Raw genomic sequence first — 20,650 nt, forward strand, 5'->3', positions numbered from 1 at the left:
AACGTTCTCCTAGGCTTCGCACGTGGTCGGGGCCGGGTTGTTCACCAGGCGCTCGAGCGTCGCGCGATCCAATAATTCGGTGTCGAGTTTGATATACACGGCCGCCTCGTCGGCGACCACCACTGCATCGGTTACTCCAACGACGGCCTTCAGACGCTCGGTCAGGCCAGCCTCACGAATCGCCTCGGGCGATAAGGGCAAGCGCAGGCTCGTCACATAGGGAGGTTCGCGCATGGTAACAGCAAAGGCGAACCAAAGTGCAGCCAGCGCGGCACAACCCAGGAACACAACCGACAAACCGCCATGCTGGAACAGCCAGCCGCCGAGGATCCCGCCCAACGCCGAACCCAGGAACTGACTGGTGGAATAGACCCCCATCGCCGTGCCCTTGCCGCCCGCCGGTGAAACCTTGCTGATCAACGACGGCAGCGATGCTTCCAGCAGATTGAACGCGGTAAAGAACACCACCGTGCCGATCACCAGCGCCCGCAAGCTATCGCCGAACTGCCAGAAGAATAGCTCAGTGAGCATCAACGTCATGACGGCGCCGAGCAAAACTCGTTTCATTTTGCGTCGCTTCTCGCCATAGATGATGAACGGAATCATGGCGAAGAACGAAATCAGCAGCGCCGTCAGGTAGACCCACCAGTGCTGCTCCTTGGGCAGGCCGGCCTTCTGGACCAGGGCCAGCGGCAGGGCCACGAAGCTGGACATCAGCATGGCGTGGAGCACGAAAATGCCCAGGTCCAGGCGCAACAGGTCCGGGTGCTTGAGCGTCGGGATCAATGCCTGGCGCGCCACCCCGGACTCCCGGTGCTGCAACGGCCCGGTGGCGTGCGGCACCATGAACGCCACGATCAGGATGCCTACCAGCGCCATGGCGCCGGTCGCCAGGAACAGGCCCGACAAGCCAAAGGCACGGGTCAGCAAGGGACCTACCACCATGGCCACGGCGAACGACAGACCAATGGTCATGCCGATCATGGCCATGGCCTTGGTCCGATGTTGTTCGCGGGTCAAGTCTGACAGCAGCGCCATGACAGCCGCGGAAATAGCCCCGGCGCCCTGTAGGATGCGTCCGGCGATCACGCCCCAGATCGAGTCGGCATTGGCCGCCAGCACACTGCCAAGGGCGAAGACGATCAGCCCCAGGTAGATGACCGGACGCCGGCCGATGCGGTCGGAAATGACCCCGAACGGGATCTGGAAGATCGCCTGGGTCAGGCCATAAGCGCCAATCGCCAACCCGATGAGGGCCGGGGTCGCGCCAGCCAGGTCCATGCCATAGGTCGCCAGCACCGGCAACACCATGAACATGCCCAGCATACGGAAGGCGAACACCAGGGCCAGACCGCTTGCTGCGCGTGTCTCGCCACTACTCATGCGTTCGCTGTGGGGATCTTGCATGGAAAAACCTCATGTGAACCGGCGGCGATTCTACCAGTCCCATCGATTGAGAGGGTATATGGCGACTGTTTGCCGCGCAGTCTTCATGTATGGCTGCAATCGCACCTTCGATAGTGTGCATCCATCCAGTATTTGCCCGTATACTCCTACGTTTTCGACGCCCGCCGAGCGAGGCCACTTTGGACAAGATCCTGATTCGTGGGGCCCGTACCCACAACCTGAAGAACATCGACCTGACCCTGCCACGGGACAAGCTGATCGTCATCACCGGCCTGTCCGGATCCGGCAAATCATCCCTGGCCTTCGACACGTTGTACGCTGAAGGCCAGCGACGCTATGTCGAATCGCTGTCGGCCTACGCCCGGCAGTTCCTGTCGATGATGGAAAAACCCGACGTCGACACCATCGAAGGCCTGTCGCCGGCCATTTCCATCGAACAGAAGTCGACCTCCCATAACCCCCGGTCGACGGTCGGCACCATCACCGAGATCTACGACTACCTGCGTTTGCTGTATGCGCGGGTCGGCATTCCCCGCTGCCCCGATCACGATATTCCCCTGGAAGCCCAGACCGTCAGCCAGATGGTCGACCTGGTGCTGGCCCAGCCGGAAGGCAGCAAGCTGATGCTGCTGGCGCCAGTGATTCGCGAGCGCAAGGGCGAACACCTGATGGTTTTCGAAGAACTGCGCGCCCAGGGCTTCGTGCGGGCCCGGGTCAACGGCAAACTGTGCGAACTGGACGAATTGCCGAAGCTGGATAAGCAGAAGAAGCATTCGATCGATGTAGTGGTCGACCGCTTCAAGGTCCGGGCCGACCTGCAACAGCGGCTGGCCGAGTCCTTCGAGACGGCGCTGAAACTGGCCGACGGCATCGCCCTGGTCGCGCCGATGGACGACGAGCCTGGCGAGGAAATCATTTTCTCCGCGCGCTTCGCCTGCCCGATCTGCGGCCACGCCATCAGCGAGCTGGAACCCAAGCTGTTCTCCTTCAACAACCCGGCTGGCGCCTGCCCGACCTGCGACGGCCTGGGGGTCAAGCAGTTCTTCGACACCAAGCGGCTGGTCAATGGCGAGCTGACCCTGGCCGAAGGCGCGATTCGCGGCTGGGACAGGCGCAACGTCTATTACTTCCAGATGCTCGGTTCGCTGGCAGCTCATTACAAGTTCAGCCTGGACATGCCGTTCAACGAGTTGCCCGCTGACCAGCAGAAATTCATCCTGCAGGGCAGCGGCTCGCAGAATGTCGACTTCAAATACCTCAACGACCGCGGCGATATCGTCAAGCGCTCACACCCGTTCGAGGGCATCGTGCCGAACCTGGAGCGACGCTACCGCGAGACCGAATCGGCCAGCGTGCGCGAAGAACTGGCCAAGTTCCTCAGCACCCAGCCCTGCCCGGATTGCCGTGGCACCCGTCTACGTCGCGAAGCGCGGCATGTATGGGTCGGCGAGAAAACGCTGCCGGCGGTGACCAACCTGCCGATTGGCGACGCCACCGATTATTTCGGCGGTTTGAAGCTCACCGGCCGTCGGGGCGAAATCGCTGACAAGATCCTCAAGGAAATCCGCGAGCGCCTGCAGTTCCTGGTGAACGTCGGCCTGGATTACCTGACCCTCGATCGCAGCGCCGACACCCTGTCCGGCGGCGAAGCCCAGCGTATCCGCCTCGCCAGCCAGATCGGCGCCGGCCTGGTGGGGGTGATGTACATCCTCGACGAGCCATCCATCGGCCTGCACCAACGGGATAACGACCGGTTGCTCGGGACCCTGAAGCACCTGCGGGACATCGGCAACACGGTGATCGTGGTCGAGCACGACGAGGACGCCATCCGCCTGGCCGACTACGTGGTCGACATCGGCCCGGGCGCGGGCGTGCATGGCGGGCATATCGTCGCCCAGGGCACCGCTGCCGAAGTCATGGCGCACCCTGACTCGTTGACGGGCAAATACCTGTCGGGTCGGGTCAAGATCAAGGTCCCGGCCAAACGTACGCCGCGCAACAAGAAGTTGTCGCTGACCCTCAAGGGTGCTCGCGGCAACAATTTGCGCAACGTCGACCTGGAAATCCCGATCGGCCTGCTGACCTGCGTTACCGGCGTGTCCGGCTCCGGCAAGTCGACGCTGATCAACAACACCCTGTTCCCCCTCAGCGCCACGGCCCTGAACGGCGCCACCACCCTGGAAGCGGCCGCCCACGACAGCATCAAGGGCCTGGAGCACCTGGACAAGGTGGTCGACATCGACCAGAGCCCGATTGGCCGCACCCCGCGTTCGAACCCGGCGACCTATACCGGGCTGTTCACACCGATCCGCGAACTGTTCGCCGGCGTGCCGGAGTCCCGTTCGCGTGGCTACGGCCCAGGGCGTTTCTCGTTCAACGTCAAGGGCGGGCGCTGCGAAGCCTGCCAGGGCGATGGCCTGATCAAGGTGGAAATGCACTTCCTGCCAGACATCTACGTGCCGTGCGATGTGTGCAAGAGCAAGCGCTACAATCGCGAGACCCTGGAGATCAAATACAAGGGCAAGAACATCCACGAAACCCTCGAGATGACCATCGAGGAGGCCCGGGTGTTCTTCGACGCGGTGCCGGCCCTGGCGCGCAAGCTCCAGACGCTGATGGATGTCGGCCTGTCGTATATCAAGCTGGGGCAGTCGGCAACCACGCTGTCCGGCGGTGAAGCCCAGCGGGTCAAGTTGTCCCGCGAGCTGTCCAAGCGCGACACCGGCAAGACCCTGTATATCCTCGACGAGCCGACCACAGGCCTGCACTTCGCCGATATCCAGCAATTGCTCGACGTGCTGCACCGCCTTCGTGACCACGGCAACACCGTGGTGGTGATCGAACACAACCTGGACGTGATCAAGACCGCTGACTGGTTGGTGGACCTGGGGCCGGAAGGCGGCTCCAAGGGTGGCCAGATCATCGCCGTAGGGACGCCGGAACAAGTGGCCGAGATGAAGCAGTCCTACACCGGCTACTACCTCAAGCCGCTGCTGGAACGTGATCGGGACTGATTTCACCCGAGCACGAAAAAGCCCCTGTCATCTCACCGATGACAGGGGCTTGATCGTTCCCACGCTCTGCGTGGGAATGCAGCTTGGGACGCTCTGCGTTCCCTTTCCCAGCAATCAGAACTGCGATTGCAAGTAGTTTTCCAACCCGATCAGCTTGATCAGACCCAACTGCTTCTCCAGCCAGTAGGTGTGGTCTTCTTCGGTGTCGGCGAGCTGGATCCGCAGGATCTCGCGGGTCACGTAGTCGTTGTGCTGTTCGCAGAGCTCGATGCCTTTGCACAGCGCAGCGCGGACTTTGTATTCCAGGCGCAGGTCGGCGGCGAGCATATCGGGCACCGTGGTACCGACGTCGAGGTCATCGGCGCGCATGCGTGGCGTGCCTTCGAGCATCAGGATCCGACGCATCAGCGCATCGGCGTGCTGGGTCTCTTCTTCCATCTCGTGGTTGATACGTTCGTAGAGCTCGGTAAAACCCCAATCCTCGTACATCCGCGAATGGATGAAATATTGATCACGAGCTGCCAGTTCGCCTGTCAGCAACGTGTTGAGGTAATCGATTACGTCTGGGTGACCTTGCATCGCCCTACATCTCCACAAGCTTTTAAAGGCTGTAGTTTGAACCAAGCTGACCGCAAGGTCACTGGCTCAACGCAACAAAAGCGAAGAAAATCCGAGAAAACCAGGTTAAATAACGCAAAAACCGCCCTAATGAGGGCGGTTCTGCTTCTCGTTTAGACTTAGTTAAGCGCTACACCCAAGGCTTTTGCGATGCCCTCTCCATAGGCAACATCGGCCTTGAAGAAATGCTGCAACTGACGGTCAACCACATCTGCCGACACGCCTCCCATTGCGCCGGCGATGTTGCTGATCAACAGCGCCTTCTGCTCGTCGCTCATCAAGCGGAACAGCGCTCCGGCATGGCTGTAGTAGTCGGTGTCTTCGCGATGGTCGTAACGGTCCGCCGCGCCACTGAGGGCCAGTGCTGGTTCTGCGTAACGCGGTGCCTGCTTCGGTGCCTCCACGTAGCTGTTAGGCTCGTAGTTTGGTGCCGCCCCGCCATTGCTGCCAAACGCCATGGCGCCGTCGCGCTGGTAGGTATTGACCGGGCTGCGCGGCGCATTCACCGGCAATTGCTGGTGATTGGTGCCCACACGGTAGCGGTGCGCATCCGCGTAGGCGAAGACACGTCCCTGCAGCATGCGGTCCGGCGAGAGGCCAACCCCTGGCACCATGTTGCTAGGGCCAAATGCCGCTTGCTCGACTTCGGCAAAGTAATTCAGCGGGTTACGGTTGAGCTCGAGCACACCGACTTCGATCAGCGGAAACTCTTTCTGCGACCAGGTCTTGGTGACGTCAAACGGATTCTCGTAATGGGCTGCGGCCTGGGCTTCGGTCATGACCTGGATGCAAACGCTCCATTTCGGGAAGTCACCGCGCTCGATGGCACCGAACAAGTCACGCTGGGCGTAATCCGGGTCGGTACCCGCCAGGCGTGCTGCCTCTGCCGGCGCGAGGTTCTTGATCCCTTGCTGGGTCTTGTAGTGCCACTTCACCCAGTGGCGCTCACCCTGCGCGTTGATCAGGCTGTAGGTGTGACTGCCGAAGCCGTGCATGTGACGGTAGCCATCCGGAATACCGCGATCGGAGAACAGAATGGTGACCTGGTGCAACGCCTCAGGCGAATGCGACCAGAAATCCCACATCGCCTGGGCGCTTTTCAGGTTGCTTTGCGGCAGACGTTTCTGGGTGTGGATGAAGTCTGGAAACTTCAACGGATCACGAATGAAGAATACCGGCGTGTTGTTGCCAACGATGTCCCAGTTGCCTTCCTCGGTGTAGAACTTCAGGGCGAAGCCGCGCGGGTCGCGTTCAGTGTCGGCCGAACCACGTTCACCACCCACGGTAGAGAACCGCAGGAAGGTTGGCGTCTGCTTGCCGATCGACTCGAACAACTTGGCGCTGGTGTACTGAGTGATGTCCTGGGTGACGGTGAATGTACCGTAGGCGCCCGAGCCTTTGGCATGCACGCGACGTTCAGGGATGTTTTCGCGGTTGAAGTGAGCAAGCTTCTCGATCAAGTGAAAGTCGTCGAGCAGCAGCGGGCCGCGCGGGCCGGCGGAACGAGAGTTCTGGTTATCGGCGACAGGAGCGCCGCTGGCGGTCGTAAGCGTTTTGATCTGGCTCATGCTCAATCTTCCTAGGTCGGTCTTCGAACTGCCGGCTAATCGGCTGGAAAGGAGTATTGATCATATTAATGACAGTATCCAAATTCATTAAATCATGGACATCGATAGTCATTATCTAACGCTGAATACTTGCCAATAGCCAAGCCAGTCGAAACGGCTTGCCTGCTTTCCTTCAGGCAACAAAAAACCGGGCACAAGGCCCGGTTTTTTGTATGTTGCCGACTTACTCAGCGGATACAGCTTCACCGCTGGTAGCACGATCAACCAACTCGACGTACGCCATAGGCGCGTTGTCGCCAGCGCGGAAACCGCACTTGAGGATGCGCAGGTAGCCACCCTCACGGGTAGCGTAACGCTTGCCCAGGTCGTTGAAGAGCTTACCAACGATAGCTTTCGAACGAGTACGGTCGAAAGCCAGACGGCGGTTAGCCAGGCTATCTGTCTTGGCCAGAGTGATCAGCGGCTCAGCAACGCGACGCAGTTCTTTGGCTTTCGGCAGTGTAGTTTTGATCAGCTCGTGCTCGAACAGCGACACCGCCATGTTTTGGAACATGGCCTTGCGGTGCGAGCTGGTGCGGCTCAGGTGACGACCACTTTTACGATGACGCATGGTTCATTCCTTACCAAACACAACGTTCGGTGATTACGACGATCAGGCAGTCGCCTTGTCGTCCTTCTTAAGACTTGCAGGCGGCCAGTTGTCGAGGCGCATGCCGAGGGACAGACCGCGGGAGGCCAGAACGTCCTTGATTTCAGTCAAGGATTTCTTGCCAAGGTTCGGAGTCTTCAACAGCTCTACTTCGGTACGCTGAATCAGGTCGCCGATGTAGTAGATGTTTTCCGCCTTAAGGCAGTTAGCCGAACGTACAGTCAGTTCCAGATCGTCAACCGGGCGAAGCAGGATCGGATCGATCTCGTCTTCCTGCTCGACAACCACTGGCTCACTGTCACCTTTGAGGTCGACGAACGCAGCCAACTGCTGTTGCAGGATGGTTGCAGCACGGCGGATAGCCTCTTCAGGATCCAGGGTACCGTTGGTTTCCAGATCAATAACCAGCTTGTCCAGGTTGGTACGCTGTTCGACACGGGCGTTTTCCACCACGTATGCGATACGGCGAACTGGGCTGAACGAAGAGTCAAGCTGCAAGCGACCGATGCTGCGGCTTTCGTCTTCATCGCTCTGACGCGAGTCTGCCGGTTCATAACCACGACCACGAGCTACGGTGAGCTTCATGTTCAGGGCGCCGTTAGACGCCAGGTTAGCGATTACGTGATCGGGGTTAACGATCTCGACATCATGATCCAGCTGAATATCGGCAGCGGTAACCACCCCCGAACCCTTCTTCGACAAGGTCAGCGTAACTTCGTCACGACCGTGCAGCTTGATAGCCAGACCTTTAAGGTTCAACAGGATTTCAATTACGTCTTCCTGTACACCTTCGATGGCGCTGTACTCGTGGAGCACACCGTCAATCTCGGCCTCGACTACTGCACAGCCGGGCATTGAGGACAACAGGATGCGGCGCAGCGCGTTGCCCAGGGTGTGGCCGAAACCACGCTCGAGAGGCTCGAGTGTGATCTTGGCGCGGGTTGGACTGACAACCTGCACATCAATATGGCGGGGTGTCAGGAACTCATTTACCGAAATCTGCATGGATGCACCTATTTTCTAGCCCTTACTTGGAGTAGAGCTCGACAATCAGGCTTTCGTTGATGTCGGCGGACAGATCACTGCGAGCAGGAACGTTCTTGAAAACGCCCGACTTCTTCTCAGTGTCTACTTCTACCCATTCTACGCGGCCACGTTGGGCACACAGATCGAGAGCTTGGACAATGCGAAGTTGGTTCTTTGCTTTCTCGCGAACAGCAACCACGTCACCAGCACGAACCTGGTAGGACGGAACGTTTACGGTCTGACCGTTAACGCTGATCGACTTGTGCGATACCAGCTGACGAGATTCGGCACGAGTAGAACCGAAACCCATACGGTATACAACGTTGTCCAGGCGGCATTCGAGCAGTTGCAACAGGTTTTCGCCGGTTGCGCCTTTCTTGCCAGCAGCTTCTTTGTAGTAGCCGCTGAATTGACGCTCGAGAACGCCGTAGATACGACGGACCTTCTGCTTTTCACGCAGTTGGGTGCCGTAGTCGGACTGGCGACCGCGGCGTTGGCCGTGGATACCAGGTGCTGCTTCAATGTTGCACTTCGATTCGATCGCGCGCACGCCGCTCTTCAGAAAAAGATCGGTGCCTTCGCGACGAGCGAGTTTGCATTTTGGACCAATGTAACGAGCCATTCTTTACAATCTCCTGGATTACACGCGGCGCTTCTTCGGCGGACGGCACCCGTTGTGCGGGATTGGCGTCACGTCGGTGATGCTGGCGATCTTGTAGCCACAGCCGTTCAAAGCGCGGACTGCGGATTCACGACCTGGACCTGGACCCTTGACGTTGACGTCGAGGTTTTTCAGGCCGTATTCCAGCGCAGCTTGACCAGCACGCTCAGCAGCTACTTGAGCAGCGAACGGGGTGGACTTGCGGGAACCGCGGAAACCCGAACCACCGGAGGTAGCCCAGGAAAGAGCGTTACCTTGACGGTCGGTAATGGTCACGATGGTGTTGTTAAAAGAAGCATGGATGTGGGCGATGCCATCAACCACTGTCTTTTTAACTTTTTTACGAGGACGAGCAGCAGGTTTTGCCATGATTAAATTCCTGTCGATTCGCTGGGGCGATTACTTGCGGATCGGCTTACGCGGACCTTTACGGGTACGCGCGTTGGTCTTGGTACGCTGACCGCGTACTGGCAGACCACGACGATGACGCAGACCGCGATAGCAACCGAGGTCCATCAAGCGCTTGATTTTCATGTTGATTTCGCGACGCAGGTCACCTTCAGTGGTGAACTTCGCCACTTCGCCACGCAGCTGTTCAATCTGCTCGTCGCTCAGATCTTTGATCTTTGCCGCTGGGTTGACCCCAGTCACTGCACAAATTTTCTGTGCAGTAGTGCGACCAACACCATAGATGTAGGTCAGCGAGATAACAGTATGCTTGTTATCTGGAATGTTGACGCCTGCAATACGGGCCATTCAGTGGGACTCCAATTGACAGCTACCTACGCCCCGGAAGCCAAGAAATAGGGCGCGAGATAATATCGCTGTAATAACAAATAATCAACCCGGCAGCGCACTAGCTGCCGGGCTTAAAGCACAATCACACTCAGCCTTGGCGCTGTTTGTGACGCGGTTCCGCGCTGCAAATTACCCGAACAACACCTTCGCGGCGAATAATCTTGCAGTTACGGCACAGCTTTTTCACCGATGCACGAACTTTCATCACCAACTCCTCGAACCTTATGGACGCTACTCAGCGCAACATGCCGCTGCCGTAGCCCTTCAGGTTGGCTTTCTTCATCAGGGATTCGTACTGGTGCGAAACGAGGTGCGATTGTACTTGGGACATGAAGTCCATCACAACCACGACCACGATCAGCAACGAGGTCCCGCCAAGGTAGAACGGTACGTTTGCCGCAACCACCAGGAACTGGGGCAACAGACAGACGGCCGTCATGTAAAGAGCACCGAACATGGTCAAGCGAGTCAGAACGCCATCAATGTAGCGCGCAGACTGCTCACCTGGACGGATGCCCGGAATAAAGGCACCGGACTTCTTCAGGTTTTCCGCTACGTCTTTCGGATTGAACATCAACGCCGTATAGAAGAAGCAGAAGAAAATAATCCCTGCACTAAACAGCAGAATATTCAACGGCTGACCAGGAGCGATCGACTGCGAGATGTCCTGCAACCAGCCCATACCTTCAGACTGGCCGAACCAGGCACCCAACGAAGCCGGGAACAGCAGGATGCTGCTCGCGAAAATAGCCGGAATTACGCCGGCCATGTTCACCTTCAACGGCAAGTGGCTAGTCTGCGCAGCAAATACCTTGCGGCCCTGCTGACGCTTGGCGTAGTGAACAGCAATACGACGCTGGCCACGCTCAATGAACACCACGAAACCGATAATCGCTACTGCCAGCAGACCGATGGCAACCAGGGCGAAAATGTTGATATCACCCTGACGCGCAGACTCGAAAGACTGCCCGATCGCTCTCGGAAGACCGGCGACGATACCTGCGAAGATCAACATCGAGATACCGTTGCCAACACCACGCTCAGTAATCTGCTCACCCAGCCACATCATGAACATCGCGCCCGCCACAAAAGTGGTTACCGCAACGAAATGAAAGCTGAAGTCAGCAGTGAACGAAACGCCCTGCCCCGCCAAGCCGATGGACATGCCAATGGCTTGAACGAGAGCGAGGACGACAGTGCCGTAGCGGGTGTACTGGCTGATCTTGCGACGGCCAGCTTCACCTTCCTTCTTCAACTGCTCCAGCTGCGGGCTGACGGCGCTCATCAATTGCATGATGATCGATGCCGAAATGTACGGCATGATCCCCAGTGCAAAGATGCTCATCCGCTCCAGCGCGCCGCCGGAAAACATGTTGAACAAGCTAAGAATGGTCCCCTCATTCTGTCGAAACAGGTCCGCGAGTCGGTCCGGGTTGATACCTGGAACCGGGATGTGTGCGCCTATTCGGTAGACGATAATCGCCAGGAACAGAAAACGCAGACGAGCCCAGAGTTCAGACATACCGCCTTTGCCGAGCGCAGAGAGAGCACCTTGCTTAGCCATTTATTCCTCGAACTTGCCGCCAGCTGCTTCGATAGCCGCACGCGCACCTTTGGTGGCGCCGATTCCCTTTCCGATGGTGACAGCACGAGCAACTTCGCCCGACAGCATGATTTTCACACGCTGAACGTTCTGGTTGATCACGTTGGCATCCTTCAGGGACTGCACGGTGACGATGTCGCCGTCCACTTTGGCCAGCTCGGACAGACGCACTTCTGCGCGGTCCATGGCTTTCAGGGAAACGAAACCGAACTTCGGCAGGCGACGATGCAGCGGCTGTTGACCGCCTTCAAAGCCTGGAGCAATGGTGCCACCGGAGCGGGAGGTCTGACCTTTGTGGCCACGGCCACCGGTCTTGCCCAAACCACTACCGATACCACGGCCCGGACGATGCTTTTCGCGACGGGAACCCGGCGCTGGACTCAGATCATTGAGTTTCATCGATTAACCCTCGACACGCAGCATGTAGTAAGCCTTGTTGATCATCCCGCGATTCTCGGGAGTATCCAGGACTTCTACAGTGTGACCGATGCGACGCAGACCCAGACCCTTAACGCACAGTTTGTGGTTAGGGATGCGGCCGGTCATGCTTTTGATCAGCGTAACTTTTACGGTAGCCATGATCAGAAGATCTCCTTGACGCTTTTGCCACGCTTGGCGGCAATGGATTCAGGAGACTGCATTGCTTTCAAACCCTTGAAAGTGGCGTGAACCACGTTTACCGGGTTAGTCGAGCCGTAGCACTTGGCCAGAACGTTCTGAACGCCAGCAACTTCGAGGACAGCACGCATAGCGCCGCCAGCGATGATACCGGTACCTTCAGAAGCAGGCTGCATGTACACCTTCGAAGCGCCATGGGCGGACTTCATTGCGTACTGCAGAGTGGTGCCGTTCAGATCAACCTGGATCATGTTGCGGCGAGCAGCTTCCATTGCCTTCTGGATCGCAGCAGGCACTTCACGCGACTTGCCACGGCCGAAGCCAACACGGCCTTTACCATCACCCACTACGGTCAACGCAGTGAAAGTGAAGATACGGCCGCCTTTAACGGTTTTGGCTACGCGGTTAACTTGAACCAGCTTCTCGATGTAGCCTTCGTCGCGCTTTTGGTCGTTATTTGACATAACTTAGAACTCCAGCCCAGCTTCACGAGCAGCATCAGCCAGCGCCTTGACGCGACCGTGGTACTTGAAGCCAGAGCGGTCGAAAGCCACCTGCGAGACGCCAGCGGCTTTAGCACGCGTAGCGACCAGCTGGCCAACCTTAGTGGCCGCGTCGATGTTGCCAGTGGCACCATCACGCAGTTCTTTATCCAAAGTCGAGGCACTTGCCAGGACTTTGTTGCCGTCGGCCGAAATGACCTGGGCGTAGATGTGCTGCGACGAGCGGAACACGCAGAGACGCACGACTTCGAGTTCGTGCATTTTCAGGCGTGCTTTGCGAGCGCGACGCAGTCGAGTAACTTTTTTGTCGGTCATTTGCTATGCCCTACTTCTTCTTGGCTTCTTTACGACGGACGACTTCGTCCGCGTAGCGCACACCTTTGCCTTTGTACGGCTCTGGTGGACGGAAGTCGCGGATCTCGGCGGCCACTTGACCTACCAGTTGCTTGTCGATGCCCTTGATCAGGATATCGGTCTGGCTAGGAGTCTCAGCGGTGATGCCTTCCGGCAGTTCATAATCCACTGGGTGCGAGAAGCCAAGAGCCAGGTTCAGCACTGTGCCTTTTGCTTGCGCTTTGTAACCAACACCGACCAGCTGGAGCTTGCGCTCGAAGCCTTGGCTTACGCCTTGGACCATGTTGTTTACCAACGCACGAGTGGTACCAGCCATTGCGCGAGTCTGTTGATCGCCATTGCGAGCAGCGAAACGCAGCTCACCAGCTTCTTCAACGATCTCAACGGACGAATGGATGTTCAGTTGCAGAGTGCCCTTGGCACCCTTCACCGAAAGCTGTTGGCCTGCGAATTTGACTTCGACACCGGCTGGCAGCTTAACGGGGTTCTTAGCGACGCGTGACATGCTTATCCCCCCTTAGAACACAGTGCAAAGAACTTCGCCGCCGACACCGGCAGCGCGCGCAGCACGATCCGTCATCACACCCTTGTTGGTGGAGACGATAGACACACCGAGACCGCCACGAACTTTTGGCAGATCATCGACGGACTTGTACTGACGCAGGCCTGGACGGCTAACGCGCTTCACTTCCTCGATGACCGGACGGCCTTCGAAGTACTTCAGCTCGATGGACAGCAGTGGCTTGATTTCGCTGCTGATCTGATAACCCGCAATGTAACCTTCGTCCTTCAGGACTTTGGCAACAGCTACCTTCAAAGTAGAAGATGGCATGCTTACGACGGACTTTTCAGCCATCTGGGCATTACGGATACGAGTTAGCATGTCCGCTAACGGGTCCTGCATACTCATGGGCTAGACGCTCCTAATACACAAAAAATTAGCCTTTCGGCTAGTACGTGTCGCCGAGCGCATCCGTGCAATAAAAACACGGGCTCAGGCGAGCCGGGTATTCTAGACACACCCCACAAATGAATCAAGCCCCAATAGGGGCTTGATTCATGTTCAAGGTCACCGACGGTCAGGATCTTGCGATCCCGAACGCCGCGACTTTGACAGTGCTTACCAGCTGGCTTTAACCAGACCTGGAACGTCACCACGCATTGCAGCTTGACGCAGCATGTTACGGCCAAGGCCGAACTTGCGGTACACGCCGTGCGGACGACCAGTCAGGCGGCAGCGGTTACGCATGCGCGAGGCGCTTGCGTCACGTGGCTGCTTCTGCAGGGCTACGGTAGCTTCCCAACGCGCTTCTGGACTTGCGTTCAGATCAACGATGATAGCTTTCAGCGCTGCACGCTTGGTGGCGTACTTGGCAACGGTGAGCTGACGCTTCAGCTCACGGTTTTTCATGCTCTTCTTGGCCATTTTCCTACTCCAATCAGTTGCGGAACGGGAATTTGAAAGCGCGCAGCAGTGCGCGACCTTCGTCATCCGTCCGAGCAGTGGTGGTCAGGGTAATGTCCAGACCGCGGAGAGCGTCGATCTTGTCGTAATCGATTTCCGGGAAAATGATCTGCTCTTTAACGCCCATGCTGTAGTTGCCACGACCATCGAAGGACTTGGCATTCAGGCCGCGGAAGTCGCGAACCCGAGGCAGGGAGATCGACAGCAGACGATCCAGGAACTCGTACATACGCTCACGGCGCAGGGTCACTTTGACGCCGATCGGCCAACCTTCACGGACTTTAAAGCCAGCGATGGATTTCCGAGCGTAAGTCACAACGACTTTCTGACCGGTGATCTTTTCCAGGTCGGCAACAGCGTGCTCGATGACTTTTTTGTCGCCGATCGCTTCGCCCAGACCCATGTTCAGGGTGATTTTGGTAACGCGCGGAACTTCCATCACGTTCGAAAGCTTAAGTTCTTCCTTAAGTTTCGGTGCGATTTCCTTCCGGTAAATCTCTTTTAGTCGTGCCATGGTCTTCTACCTAGCAGTGTTCAAGCATCAACCGCTTTTTGGGTCGACTTGAAGACACGAATTTTCTTACCGTCTTCTACTTTGAAACCAACGCGGTCAGCCTTGTTGGTTTCGCCGTTGAAGATGGCGACGTTGGAAGCGTGCAGTGGCGCTTCTTTCTCGACGATACCGCCCTGTACGCCCGACATCGGGTTAGGCTTGGTATGACGCTTGACCAGGTTCAGACCACCAACAACCAGACGGTTGTCAGCAAGAACCTTCAGCACCTTACCGCGCTTACCTTTGTCTTTGCCGGCGATCACGATGATCTCGTCGTCACGACGAATCTTTTGCATGTCGGATCTCCTTACAGCACTTCTGGGGCGAGCGAGACGATCTTCATGAACTTCTCAGTACGAAGCTCACGGGTCACTGGCCCAAAGATACGGGTGCCGATCGGCTCTTGCTTGTTGTTCAACAGAACAGCAGCGTTGCCATCAAAGCGGATGATGGAGCCGTCAGCACGACGGACGCCATGGCGAGTGCGGACTACGACAGCTGTCATCACTTGGCCTTTTTTCACCTTACCGCGAGGAATTGCTTCCTTGACGGTAACTTTGATGATGTCACCGATACCAGCGTAACGACGATGGGAGCCACCCAGCACCTTGATGCACATAACACGGCGAGCGCCGCTGTTATCGGCCACATCGAGCATGGATTGAGTCTGAATCATATAATTTCTCCGACCCCTAGCCCTTAGACTTCCACAGCGCGTTCGAGAACATCAACCAGCGCCCAAGACTTGGTCTTGGCCATCGGACGAGTTTCACGAATAGTGACTTTGTCGCCGATGTGGCACTGATTGGTTTCGTCGTGCGCGTGCAGCTTAGTCGAACGCTTAACGTATTTACCGTAGATCGGGTGCTTAACGCGACGCTCGATCAGAACGGTGATGGTTTTGTCCATCTTGTCGCTGACAACACGGCCAGTCAGCGTACGGACAGTTTTTTCGGCTTCAGCCATGATTACTTACCTGCCTGCTGGTTGAGCACAGTTTTCACGCGAGCGATGTCACGCTTAACTTGCGAGAGCAGATGAGACTGCCCCAACTGGCCAGTTGCTTTCTGCATACGCAGATTGAACTGGTCGCGCAGCAGGCCGAGCAGTTGCTCGTTCAGCTGCTGTGCTGATTTTTCACGAAGTTCATTCGCTTTCATCACATCACCGTCCGTTTAACAAAGGAGGTGGCGAGCGGCAGCTTTGCAGCAGCCAGGGCGAAAGCCTCACGCGCCAGCTCTTCAGAAACACCCTCGATTTCATACAGGACTTTGCCTGGCTGAATCTGGGCAACCCAGTACTCCACGTTACCCTTACCTTTACCCATCCGAACTTCGAGTGGCTTCTTGGTGACAGGTTTGTCCGGGAATACACGGATCCAGATCTTGCCGCCACGTTTTACGTGACGGGTCAGAGCACGACGCGCTGACTCGATCTGACGAGCGGTGAGACGACCACGAGCAACAGACTTCAGCGCGAACTCGCCGAAGCTGACTTTGCTACCGCGCAATGCCAGGCCACGGTTGTGACCGGTCATCTGCTTGCGGAACTTCGTACGCTTTGGTTGCAACATTTGGCGTACCCCTTACTTAGCAGCTTTTTTACGAGGCGCTGGTGCTTGTGGCTTCAGTTCTTCTTGGCGACCACCAATTACTTCGCCTTTGAAGATCCAAACCTTTACACCGATCACACCGTAGGTGGTGTGAGCTTCGTAGTTGGCATAGTCGATGTCGGCACGCAGGGTGTGCAGTGGCACACGACCTTCGCGATACCATTCAGTACGTGCGATTTCAGCACCGCCGAGACGACCGCTCACTTGGATTTTGATGCCTTTGGCACCAATGCGCATTGCGTTCTGTACAGCGCGCTTCATAGCGCGACGGAACATTACGCGACGCTCCAGCTGCTGAGCTACGCTCTGCGCAACCAGCATACCGTCGAGCTCCGGCTTGCGGATCTCTTCGATATTGATGTGCACAGGCACACCCATTTGCTTGGTCAGGTCCTGACGCAGTTTCTCAACATCTTCACCTTTCTTCCCGATAACGATACCTGGACGAGCGGTGTGGATGGTGATACGTGCAGTCTGCGCCGGACGATGGATATCGATACGGCTTACGGACGCGCTTTTTAGTTTGTCTTGGAGATACTCACGCACCTTCAGATCAGCGAACAAGTAGTCCGCATAAGTCCGACCGTCTGCGTACCAGACGGAGGTGTGCTCCTTGACGATTCCCAGGCGAATGCCAATGGGATGTACTTTCTGACCCATCTCTTCGACTCCGTTACTTGTCAGCAACCTTGACAGTGATATGGCAAGACCGCTTGACGATGCGATCAGCACGGCCTTTGGCACGTGGCATGATGCGCTTCAGCGAACGCCCTTCGTTGACGAAAACGGTGCTGACCTTCAGGTCATCAACGTCTGCGCCTTCGTTATGCTCGGCGTTGGCTACGGCCGACTCCAGCACTTTCTTCATGATCTCGGCGGCTTTCTTACTGCTGAAAGCCAACAGGTTGAGCGCTTCGCCCACCTTCTTCCCGCGGATCTGGTCGGCGACCAAGCGGGCTTTCTGGGCGGAGATTCGAGCGCCCGACAACTTAGCGGCTACTTCCATTTCCTTACCCCTTAACGCTTGGCTTTCTTGTCAGCCACGTGCCCACGGTATGTGCGGGTACCGGCGAACTCGCCCAGTTTGTGGCCGACCATGTCTTCGTTCACGAGAACTGGGACGTGTTGGCGACCGTTGTGTACTGCGATGGTCAAACCGACCATTTGTGGCAGGATCATCGAACGACGCGACCAGGTCTTAACTGGTTTGCGATCGTTCTTTTCCGCCGCCACTTCGATCTTCTTCAGTAGGTGAAGATCAATAAAAGGACCTTTTTTCAGAGAACGTGGCACTGTCGTATCCCTCTATTTACTTGCGACGACGGACGATCATTTTGTCGGTACGCTTATTACCACGAGTCTTCGCGCCCTTAGTCGGGAAGCCCCATGGCGATACCGGATGACGACCACCAGAGGTACGACCTTCACCACCACCATGTGGGTGGTCAACCGGGTTCATGGCAACACCACGAACGGTTGGGCGAACGCCACGCCAGCGCTTGGCACCAGCTTTACCCAACGAACGCAGGCTGTGCTCGGAGTTCGAGACTTCGCCCAGGGTCGCACGGCATTCAGCCAGTACTTTACGCATCTCACCAGAACGCAGACGCAGGGTCACGTAGACACCTTCACGAGCGATCAGCTGAGCCGAAGCACCAGCGGAACGAGCGATCTGTGCGCCTTTACCTGGCTTCAATTCGATGCCGTGTACGGTGCTACCAACTGGAATGTTACGCAGTTGCAGAGCGTTGCCCGGCTTGATCGGTGCCAGGGCACCTGCGATCAGCTGGTCGCCAGCACTCACGCCTTTAGGGGCGATGATGTAGCGACGCTCGCCATCTGCGTACAGCAGCAGAGCGATGTGAGCAGTACGGTTTGGATCGTATTCGATACGCTCGACGGTGGCAGCGATGCCATCCTTGTCGTTGCGACGGAAGTCGACCAGACGATAATGCTGCTTATGACCACCACCGATGTGACGAGTGGTAATACGGCCATTGTTGTTACGACCACCAGACTTCGATTTTTTCTCGAGCAGCGGTGCGTGAGGAGCGCCTTTATGCAGCTCCTGGTTGACCACCTTGACCACAAAACGGCGGCCAGGGGAAGTCGGTTTGCATTTAACGATTGCCATGATGCACCCCTTCCTTACTCAGCACTGCTGCTGAAATCGAGATCTTGGCCTGGCTGAAGGGAGATAACTGCCTTCTTCCAGTCATTACGCTTGCCCAGACCGCGAGCAGTGCGCTTGCTTTTACCCAGAACGTTCAGGGTAGTCACGCGCTCTACTTTCACGCTGAACAGGCTTTCGACGGCCTTCTTGATTTCCAGCTTGGTTGCGTCGGTAGCAACCTTGAAAACGAACTGGCCTTTCTTGTCTGCCAGAACCGTAGCCTTCTCGGAAACGTGCGGGCCAAGCAGAACTTTAAATACGCGTTCCTGGTTCATCCCAGCAGCTCCTCGAATTTCTTCACGGCCGACACGGTGATCAACACCTTGTCGTATGCGATCAGACTGACCGGATCGGAACCTTGCACGTCACGAACGTCGACGTGTGGCAGGTTGCGAGCAGCCAGGTACAGGTTCTGATCAACAGCGTCAGACACGATCAGGACGTCAGTCAGGCCCATGCCGTTCAGCTTGTTCAGCAGATCTTTGGTTTTCGGTGCTTCAACAGCGAAGTCCTGAACCACGACCAGACGATCAGTACGCACCAGCTCAGCAAGGATGGAACGCATTGCTGCGCGATACATCTTCTTGTTCAGCTTCTGGGAGTGATCCTGAGGACGAGCTGCGAAAGTGGTACCGCCGCCACGCCAGATTGGGCTACGGATAGTACCGGCACGAGCACGGCCAGTACCTTTCTGACGCCACGGGCGCTTGCCGCCACCGGAAACGTCGGAACGGGTCTTTTGCTGCTTGCTACCTTGACGGCCGCCGGCCATGTAGGCCACGACTGCTTGGTGAACCAGCGTCTCGTTGAATTCGCCGCCAAATGTCAGTTCGGAAACTTCGATCGCTTGAGCGTCATTTACATTTAATTGCATGTCAGCTTCCCCTTAACCGCGAGCCTTGGCTGCTGGACGTACAACCAAGTTGCCGCCAGTAGCGCCAGGAACAGCGCCCTTGACCAACAACAGATTGCGTTCAGCGTCCACGCGCACTACTTCGAGGGACTGCACGGTCACGCGCTCAGCGCCCATATGACCGGACATTTTTTTGCCCTTGAATACACGACCAGGAGTCTGGCACTGGCCGATAGAGCCTGGAACGCGGTGGGATACGGAGTTACCGTGGGTGTTATCTTGCCCGCGGAAGTTCCAACGCTTGATCGTACCCTGGAAGCCTTTACCCTTGGACTGACCGGTTACATCAACCAGTTGGCCAGCGGCGAAGATTTCAGCGTTAATCAGATCGCCGGCCTGGTACTCGCCTTCTTCAAGGCGGAATTCCATTACGGTACGACCAGCGGCAACGTTCGCCTTGGCGAAGTGGCCAGCCTGAGCTGCTGTTACACGCGAAGCGCGACGCTCGCCGACAGTGACTTGCACTGCACGATAGCCATCGGTCTCTTCAGTTTTGAACTGGGTGACGCGATTCGGCTCGATCTCAATGACCGTGACCGGAATGGAGACACCTTCTTCGGTGAAAATACGGGTCATACCGCATTTACGACCGACTACACCAATAGTCATGTTGTAAACCTCATGAGTGTACGGGGCTTTCACCCGCTATGGCCGCCCATTTCAGAGCGTTACACGACTAAGACCGAGTCTTAGCCGAGGCTGATCTGCACTTCCACACCGGCCGCAAGATCAAGCTTCATAAGTGCATCAACGGTTTTATCCGTTGGCTGGACGATGTCCAGAACGCGCTTATGAGTACGGATCTCGTACTGGTCACGCGCGTCTTTGTTGACGTGCGGGGAGACCAGAACGGTGAACCGCTCTTTACGGGTAGGCAGTGGAATTGGACCACGCACTTGAGCACCAGTACGTTTCGCGGTTTCCACGATTTCCTGGGTGGATTGGTCGATCAGGCGATGGTCAAAAGCCTTCAACCTGATACGGATTTGCTGATTTTGCATTGGATTTCAGACTCCGGCTGCTATTCCCACCGGGCGCAATACGCCCGTTAAAAGGAGGCGCAATTCTATAGACGCCCCTGATAGGTGTCAACCCAATAAAAAAGCCCCCGCTGG

The 20,650-nt window shown here is 56.9% G+C and carries 32 protein-coding genes; 1 reads left to right on the forward strand and 31 read right to left on the reverse strand.

Features of this window, described 5'->3' with window-relative positions; translation table 11 throughout:
* Positions 1-9 precede the first annotated feature (9 nt).
* A complete protein-coding gene (locus KI235_RS27100; protein ID WP_003206080.1) occupies positions 10-1,407 on the reverse strand; it encodes an MFS transporter in 1,398 nt (465 codons plus the stop codon).
* Positions 1,408-1,586: 179 nt separating this feature from the next.
* Here KI235_RS27100 and uvrA point away from each other — a divergent pair, with 179 nt between their 5' ends.
* Entirely contained in the window at positions 1,587-4,421 is a 2,835-nt protein-coding gene (gene uvrA, locus KI235_RS27105) for an excinuclease ABC subunit UvrA (protein WP_003206082.1), read from the forward strand.
* A 114-nt stretch (positions 4,422-4,535) separates the two neighbouring features.
* Here uvrA and bfr read toward each other — a convergent pair whose 3' ends face one another.
* From bfr to rpsJ, 30 genes are all read right to left on the reverse strand, one after another.
* Entirely contained in the window at positions 4,536-5,000 is a 465-nt protein-coding gene (gene bfr / locus KI235_RS27110; protein WP_003206084.1) for a bacterioferritin, read from the reverse strand.
* Positions 5,001-5,158: 158 nt separating this feature from the next.
* A complete protein-coding gene (locus KI235_RS27115; protein WP_013694334.1) occupies positions 5,159-6,607 on the reverse strand; it encodes a catalase in 1,449 nt (482 codons plus the stop codon).
* A gap of 223 nt (positions 6,608-6,830) precedes the next feature.
* Entirely contained in the window at positions 6,831-7,217 is a 387-nt protein-coding gene (rplQ, locus tag KI235_RS27120; RefSeq protein WP_003186009.1) for a 50S ribosomal protein L17, read from the reverse strand.
* A 42-nt stretch (positions 7,218-7,259) separates the two neighbouring features.
* Positions 7,260-8,261, reverse strand: coding sequence for a DNA-directed RNA polymerase subunit alpha (gene rpoA / locus KI235_RS27125; protein ID WP_003186012.1), 1,002 nt, complete (start codon positions 8,259-8,261; stop codon positions 7,260-7,262).
* A gap of 22 nt (positions 8,262-8,283) precedes the next feature.
* On the reverse strand, positions 8,284-8,904 hold the full coding sequence (gene rpsD, locus KI235_RS27130) for a 30S ribosomal protein S4 (RefSeq protein ID WP_003176404.1): 621 nt from the start codon (positions 8,902-8,904) through the stop codon (positions 8,284-8,286).
* Positions 8,905-8,922: 18 nt separating this feature from the next.
* A complete protein-coding gene (gene rpsK / locus KI235_RS27135) occupies positions 8,923-9,312 on the reverse strand; it encodes a 30S ribosomal protein S11 (RefSeq protein WP_002555466.1) in 390 nt (129 codons plus the stop codon).
* 30 nt (positions 9,313-9,342) lie between these two features.
* Complete coding sequence (rpsM, locus tag KI235_RS27140) at positions 9,343-9,699, reverse strand: 30S ribosomal protein S13 (protein ID WP_003186020.1); 357 nt, start codon at positions 9,697-9,699, stop codon at positions 9,343-9,345.
* 130 nt (positions 9,700-9,829) lie between these two features.
* Positions 9,830-9,946, reverse strand: coding sequence for a 50S ribosomal protein L36 (gene rpmJ / locus KI235_RS27145; protein WP_002555468.1), 117 nt, complete (start codon positions 9,944-9,946; stop codon positions 9,830-9,832).
* Between the two features lie 30 nt (positions 9,947-9,976).
* Complete coding sequence (gene secY, locus KI235_RS27150) at positions 9,977-11,305, reverse strand: preprotein translocase subunit SecY (protein WP_003186029.1); 1,329 nt, start codon at positions 11,303-11,305, stop codon at positions 9,977-9,979.
* Positions 11,306-11,743, reverse strand: coding sequence for a 50S ribosomal protein L15 (gene rplO / locus KI235_RS27155; RefSeq protein WP_003186032.1), 438 nt, complete (start codon positions 11,741-11,743; stop codon positions 11,306-11,308).
* A 3-nt stretch (positions 11,744-11,746) separates the two neighbouring features.
* On the reverse strand, positions 11,747-11,923 hold the full coding sequence (gene rpmD / locus KI235_RS27160) for a 50S ribosomal protein L30 (RefSeq protein ID WP_003186033.1): 177 nt from the start codon (positions 11,921-11,923) through the stop codon (positions 11,747-11,749).
* Positions 11,924-11,925: 2 nt separating this feature from the next.
* The gene (gene rpsE, locus KI235_RS27165) at positions 11,926-12,426 is read right to left on the reverse strand and encodes a 30S ribosomal protein S5 (protein WP_003186035.1); all 501 of its coding nucleotides are present in this window, start codon (positions 12,424-12,426) and stop codon (positions 11,926-11,928) included.
* A 3-nt stretch (positions 12,427-12,429) separates the two neighbouring features.
* A complete protein-coding gene (gene rplR / locus KI235_RS27170; protein WP_003186037.1) occupies positions 12,430-12,780 on the reverse strand; it encodes a 50S ribosomal protein L18 in 351 nt (116 codons plus the stop codon).
* A gap of 10 nt (positions 12,781-12,790) precedes the next feature.
* Positions 12,791-13,324: a 50S ribosomal protein L6 gene (gene rplF / locus KI235_RS27175; protein ID WP_003186039.1), complete on the reverse strand. Its 534-nt coding sequence runs from the start codon at positions 13,322-13,324 to the stop codon at positions 12,791-12,793.
* Between the two features lie 12 nt (positions 13,325-13,336).
* Positions 13,337-13,729, reverse strand: coding sequence for a 30S ribosomal protein S8 (gene rpsH, locus KI235_RS27180; protein ID WP_003186040.1), 393 nt, complete (start codon positions 13,727-13,729; stop codon positions 13,337-13,339).
* A 210-nt stretch (positions 13,730-13,939) separates the two neighbouring features.
* On the reverse strand, positions 13,940-14,245 hold the full coding sequence (gene rpsN / locus KI235_RS27185) for a 30S ribosomal protein S14 (RefSeq protein WP_003186042.1): 306 nt from the start codon (positions 14,243-14,245) through the stop codon (positions 13,940-13,942).
* Positions 14,246-14,258: 13 nt separating this feature from the next.
* A complete protein-coding gene (gene rplE / locus KI235_RS27190; protein ID WP_003186044.1) occupies positions 14,259-14,798 on the reverse strand; it encodes a 50S ribosomal protein L5 in 540 nt (179 codons plus the stop codon).
* Between the two features lie 20 nt (positions 14,799-14,818).
* Positions 14,819-15,133: a 50S ribosomal protein L24 gene (gene rplX / locus KI235_RS27195; protein ID WP_003186046.1), complete on the reverse strand. Its 315-nt coding sequence runs from the start codon at positions 15,131-15,133 to the stop codon at positions 14,819-14,821.
* Between the two features lie 11 nt (positions 15,134-15,144).
* A complete protein-coding gene (rplN, locus tag KI235_RS27200) occupies positions 15,145-15,513 on the reverse strand; it encodes a 50S ribosomal protein L14 (RefSeq protein WP_002555479.1) in 369 nt (122 codons plus the stop codon).
* 23 nt (positions 15,514-15,536) lie between these two features.
* Positions 15,537-15,803, reverse strand: a complete 267-nt coding sequence (gene rpsQ / locus KI235_RS27205; RefSeq protein WP_003194644.1) for a 30S ribosomal protein S17 — start codon at positions 15,801-15,803, stop codon at positions 15,537-15,539.
* Positions 15,804-15,805: 2 nt separating this feature from the next.
* Positions 15,806-15,997 (reverse strand): 50S ribosomal protein L29, encoded by a 192-nt coding sequence (gene rpmC, locus KI235_RS27210; RefSeq protein ID WP_002555481.1) that lies wholly within the window; start codon positions 15,995-15,997, stop codon positions 15,806-15,808.
* A complete protein-coding gene (gene rplP / locus KI235_RS27215; protein WP_003186052.1) occupies positions 15,997-16,410 on the reverse strand; it encodes a 50S ribosomal protein L16 in 414 nt (137 codons plus the stop codon). The genes rpmC and rplP overlap by 1 nt, the downstream gene beginning before the upstream one ends.
* 12 nt (positions 16,411-16,422) lie before the next feature.
* A complete protein-coding gene (gene rpsC, locus KI235_RS27220; RefSeq protein WP_003176422.1) occupies positions 16,423-17,109 on the reverse strand; it encodes a 30S ribosomal protein S3 in 687 nt (228 codons plus the stop codon).
* A gap of 13 nt (positions 17,110-17,122) precedes the next feature.
* Positions 17,123-17,455: a 50S ribosomal protein L22 gene (rplV, locus tag KI235_RS27225; protein WP_003103908.1), complete on the reverse strand. Its 333-nt coding sequence runs from the start codon at positions 17,453-17,455 to the stop codon at positions 17,123-17,125.
* Positions 17,456-17,466: 11 nt separating this feature from the next.
* Positions 17,467-17,742: a 30S ribosomal protein S19 gene (gene rpsS, locus KI235_RS27230; protein ID WP_002555486.1), complete on the reverse strand. Its 276-nt coding sequence runs from the start codon at positions 17,740-17,742 to the stop codon at positions 17,467-17,469.
* A 16-nt stretch (positions 17,743-17,758) separates the two neighbouring features.
* Entirely contained in the window at positions 17,759-18,583 is an 825-nt protein-coding gene (gene rplB, locus KI235_RS27235) for a 50S ribosomal protein L2 (protein ID WP_003186055.1), read from the reverse strand.
* A 14-nt stretch (positions 18,584-18,597) separates the two neighbouring features.
* On the reverse strand, positions 18,598-18,897 hold the full coding sequence (gene rplW, locus KI235_RS27240) for a 50S ribosomal protein L23 (protein ID WP_002555488.1): 300 nt from the start codon (positions 18,895-18,897) through the stop codon (positions 18,598-18,600).
* Positions 18,894-19,496: a 50S ribosomal protein L4 gene (rplD, locus tag KI235_RS27245; RefSeq protein WP_003186057.1), complete on the reverse strand. Its 603-nt coding sequence runs from the start codon at positions 19,494-19,496 to the stop codon at positions 18,894-18,896. The genes rplW and rplD overlap by 4 nt, the downstream gene beginning before the upstream one ends.
* Before the next feature lie 12 nt (positions 19,497-19,508).
* Positions 19,509-20,144 (reverse strand): 50S ribosomal protein L3, encoded by a 636-nt coding sequence (gene rplC, locus KI235_RS27250; protein WP_003186059.1) that lies wholly within the window; start codon positions 20,142-20,144, stop codon positions 19,509-19,511.
* An 80-nt stretch (positions 20,145-20,224) separates the two neighbouring features.
* On the reverse strand, positions 20,225-20,536 hold the full coding sequence (gene rpsJ, locus KI235_RS27255; RefSeq protein WP_003186070.1) for a 30S ribosomal protein S10: 312 nt from the start codon (positions 20,534-20,536) through the stop codon (positions 20,225-20,227).
* Positions 20,537-20,650 lie beyond the last annotated feature (114 nt).

It is taken from the genome of Pseudomonas sp. St386 (assembly GCF_018325865.1).
In the GTDB taxonomy this organism is placed as follows: Bacteria; Pseudomonadota; Gammaproteobacteria; order Pseudomonadales; family Pseudomonadaceae; genus Aquipseudomonas; species Aquipseudomonas brassicacearum.

What these genes read in the sequence shown, in the direction of transcription:
- rplO (WP_003186032.1), bottom strand. Translation starts at nt 11,743, where the DNA reads ATGAAACTCAATGATCTGAGTCCAGCGCCGGGTTCCCGTCGCGAAAAG.
- rplN (WP_002555479.1), bottom strand. Translation starts at nt 15,513, where the DNA reads ATGATTCAGACTCAATCCATGCTCGATGTGGCCGATAACAGCGGCGCT.
- rpsN (WP_003186042.1), bottom strand. Translation starts at nt 14,245, where the DNA reads ATGGCCAAGAAGAGCATGAAAAACCGTGAGCTGAAGCGTCAGCTCACC.
- rpmD (WP_003186033.1), bottom strand. Translation starts at nt 11,923, where the DNA reads ATGGCTACCGTAAAAGTTACGCTGATCAAAAGCATGACCGGCCGCATC.
- rplX (WP_003186046.1), bottom strand. Translation starts at nt 15,133, where the DNA reads ATGCAAAAGATTCGTCGTGACGACGAGATCATCGTGATCGCCGGCAAA.
- rplQ (WP_003186009.1), bottom strand. Translation starts at nt 7,217, where the DNA reads ATGCGTCATCGTAAAAGTGGTCGTCACCTGAGCCGCACCAGCTCGCAC.
- rpsE (WP_003186035.1), bottom strand. Translation starts at nt 12,426, where the DNA reads ATGTCAAATAACGACCAAAAGCGCGACGAAGGCTACATCGAGAAGCTG.
- rpmJ (WP_002555468.1), bottom strand. Translation starts at nt 9,946, where the DNA reads ATGAAAGTTCGTGCATCGGTGAAAAAGCTGTGCCGTAACTGCAAGATT.
- rplF (WP_003186039.1), bottom strand. Translation starts at nt 13,324, where the DNA reads ATGTCACGCGTCGCTAAGAACCCCGTTAAGCTGCCAGCCGGTGTCGAA.
- rpoA (WP_003186012.1), bottom strand. Translation starts at nt 8,261, where the DNA reads ATGCAGATTTCGGTAAATGAGTTCCTGACACCCCGCCATATTGATGTG.
- bfr (WP_003206084.1), bottom strand. Translation starts at nt 5,000, where the DNA reads ATGCAAGGTCACCCAGACGTAATCGATTACCTCAACACGTTGCTGACA.
- secY (WP_003186029.1), bottom strand. Translation starts at nt 11,305, where the DNA reads ATGGCTAAGCAAGGTGCTCTCTCTGCGCTCGGCAAAGGCGGTATGTCT.
- rplE (WP_003186044.1), bottom strand. Translation starts at nt 14,798, where the DNA reads ATGGCACGACTAAAAGAGATTTACCGGAAGGAAATCGCACCGAAACTT.
- rpsK (WP_002555466.1), bottom strand. Translation starts at nt 9,312, where the DNA reads ATGGCAAAACCTGCTGCTCGTCCTCGTAAAAAAGTTAAAAAGACAGTG.
- rpsM (WP_003186020.1), bottom strand. Translation starts at nt 9,699, where the DNA reads ATGGCCCGTATTGCAGGCGTCAACATTCCAGATAACAAGCATACTGTT.
- rpsH (WP_003186040.1), bottom strand. Translation starts at nt 13,729, where the DNA reads ATGAGTATGCAGGACCCGTTAGCGGACATGCTAACTCGTATCCGTAAT.
- rplP (WP_003186052.1), bottom strand. Translation starts at nt 16,410, where the DNA reads ATGTTGCAACCAAAGCGTACGAAGTTCCGCAAGCAGATGACCGGTCAC.
- rplB (WP_003186055.1), bottom strand. Translation starts at nt 18,583, where the DNA reads ATGGCAATCGTTAAATGCAAACCGACTTCCCCTGGCCGCCGTTTTGTG.
- rplW (WP_002555488.1), bottom strand. Translation starts at nt 18,897, where the DNA reads ATGAACCAGGAACGCGTATTTAAAGTTCTGCTTGGCCCGCACGTTTCC.
- rpsC (WP_003176422.1), bottom strand. Translation starts at nt 17,109, where the DNA reads ATGGGTCAGAAAGTACATCCCATTGGCATTCGCCTGGGAATCGTCAAG.
- rpmC (WP_002555481.1), bottom strand. Translation starts at nt 15,997, where the DNA reads ATGAAAGCGAATGAACTTCGTGAAAAATCAGCACAGCAGCTGAACGAG.
- KI235_RS27115 (WP_013694334.1), bottom strand. Translation starts at nt 6,607, where the DNA reads ATGAGCCAGATCAAAACGCTTACGACCGCCAGCGGCGCTCCTGTCGCC.
- KI235_RS27100 (WP_003206080.1), bottom strand. Translation starts at nt 1,407, where the DNA reads ATGCAAGATCCCCACAGCGAACGCATGAGTAGTGGCGAGACACGCGCA.
- rplV (WP_003103908.1), bottom strand. Translation starts at nt 17,455, where the DNA reads ATGGAAGTAGCCGCTAAGTTGTCGGGCGCTCGAATCTCCGCCCAGAAA.
- rpsJ (WP_003186070.1), bottom strand. Translation starts at nt 20,536, where the DNA reads ATGCAAAATCAGCAAATCCGTATCAGGTTGAAGGCTTTTGACCATCGC.
- rplD (WP_003186057.1), bottom strand. Translation starts at nt 19,496, where the DNA reads ATGCAATTAAATGTAAATGACGCTCAAGCGATCGAAGTTTCCGAACTG.
- rpsQ (WP_003194644.1), bottom strand. Translation starts at nt 15,803, where the DNA reads ATGGCTGAAGCCGAAAAAACTGTCCGTACGCTGACTGGCCGTGTTGTC.
- rplC (WP_003186059.1), bottom strand. Translation starts at nt 20,144, where the DNA reads ATGACTATTGGTGTAGTCGGTCGTAAATGCGGTATGACCCGTATTTTC.
- rplR (WP_003186037.1), bottom strand. Translation starts at nt 12,780, where the DNA reads ATGACCGACAAAAAAGTTACTCGACTGCGTCGCGCTCGCAAAGCACGC.
- rpsD (WP_003176404.1), bottom strand. Translation starts at nt 8,904, where the DNA reads ATGGCTCGTTACATTGGTCCAAAATGCAAACTCGCTCGTCGCGAAGGC.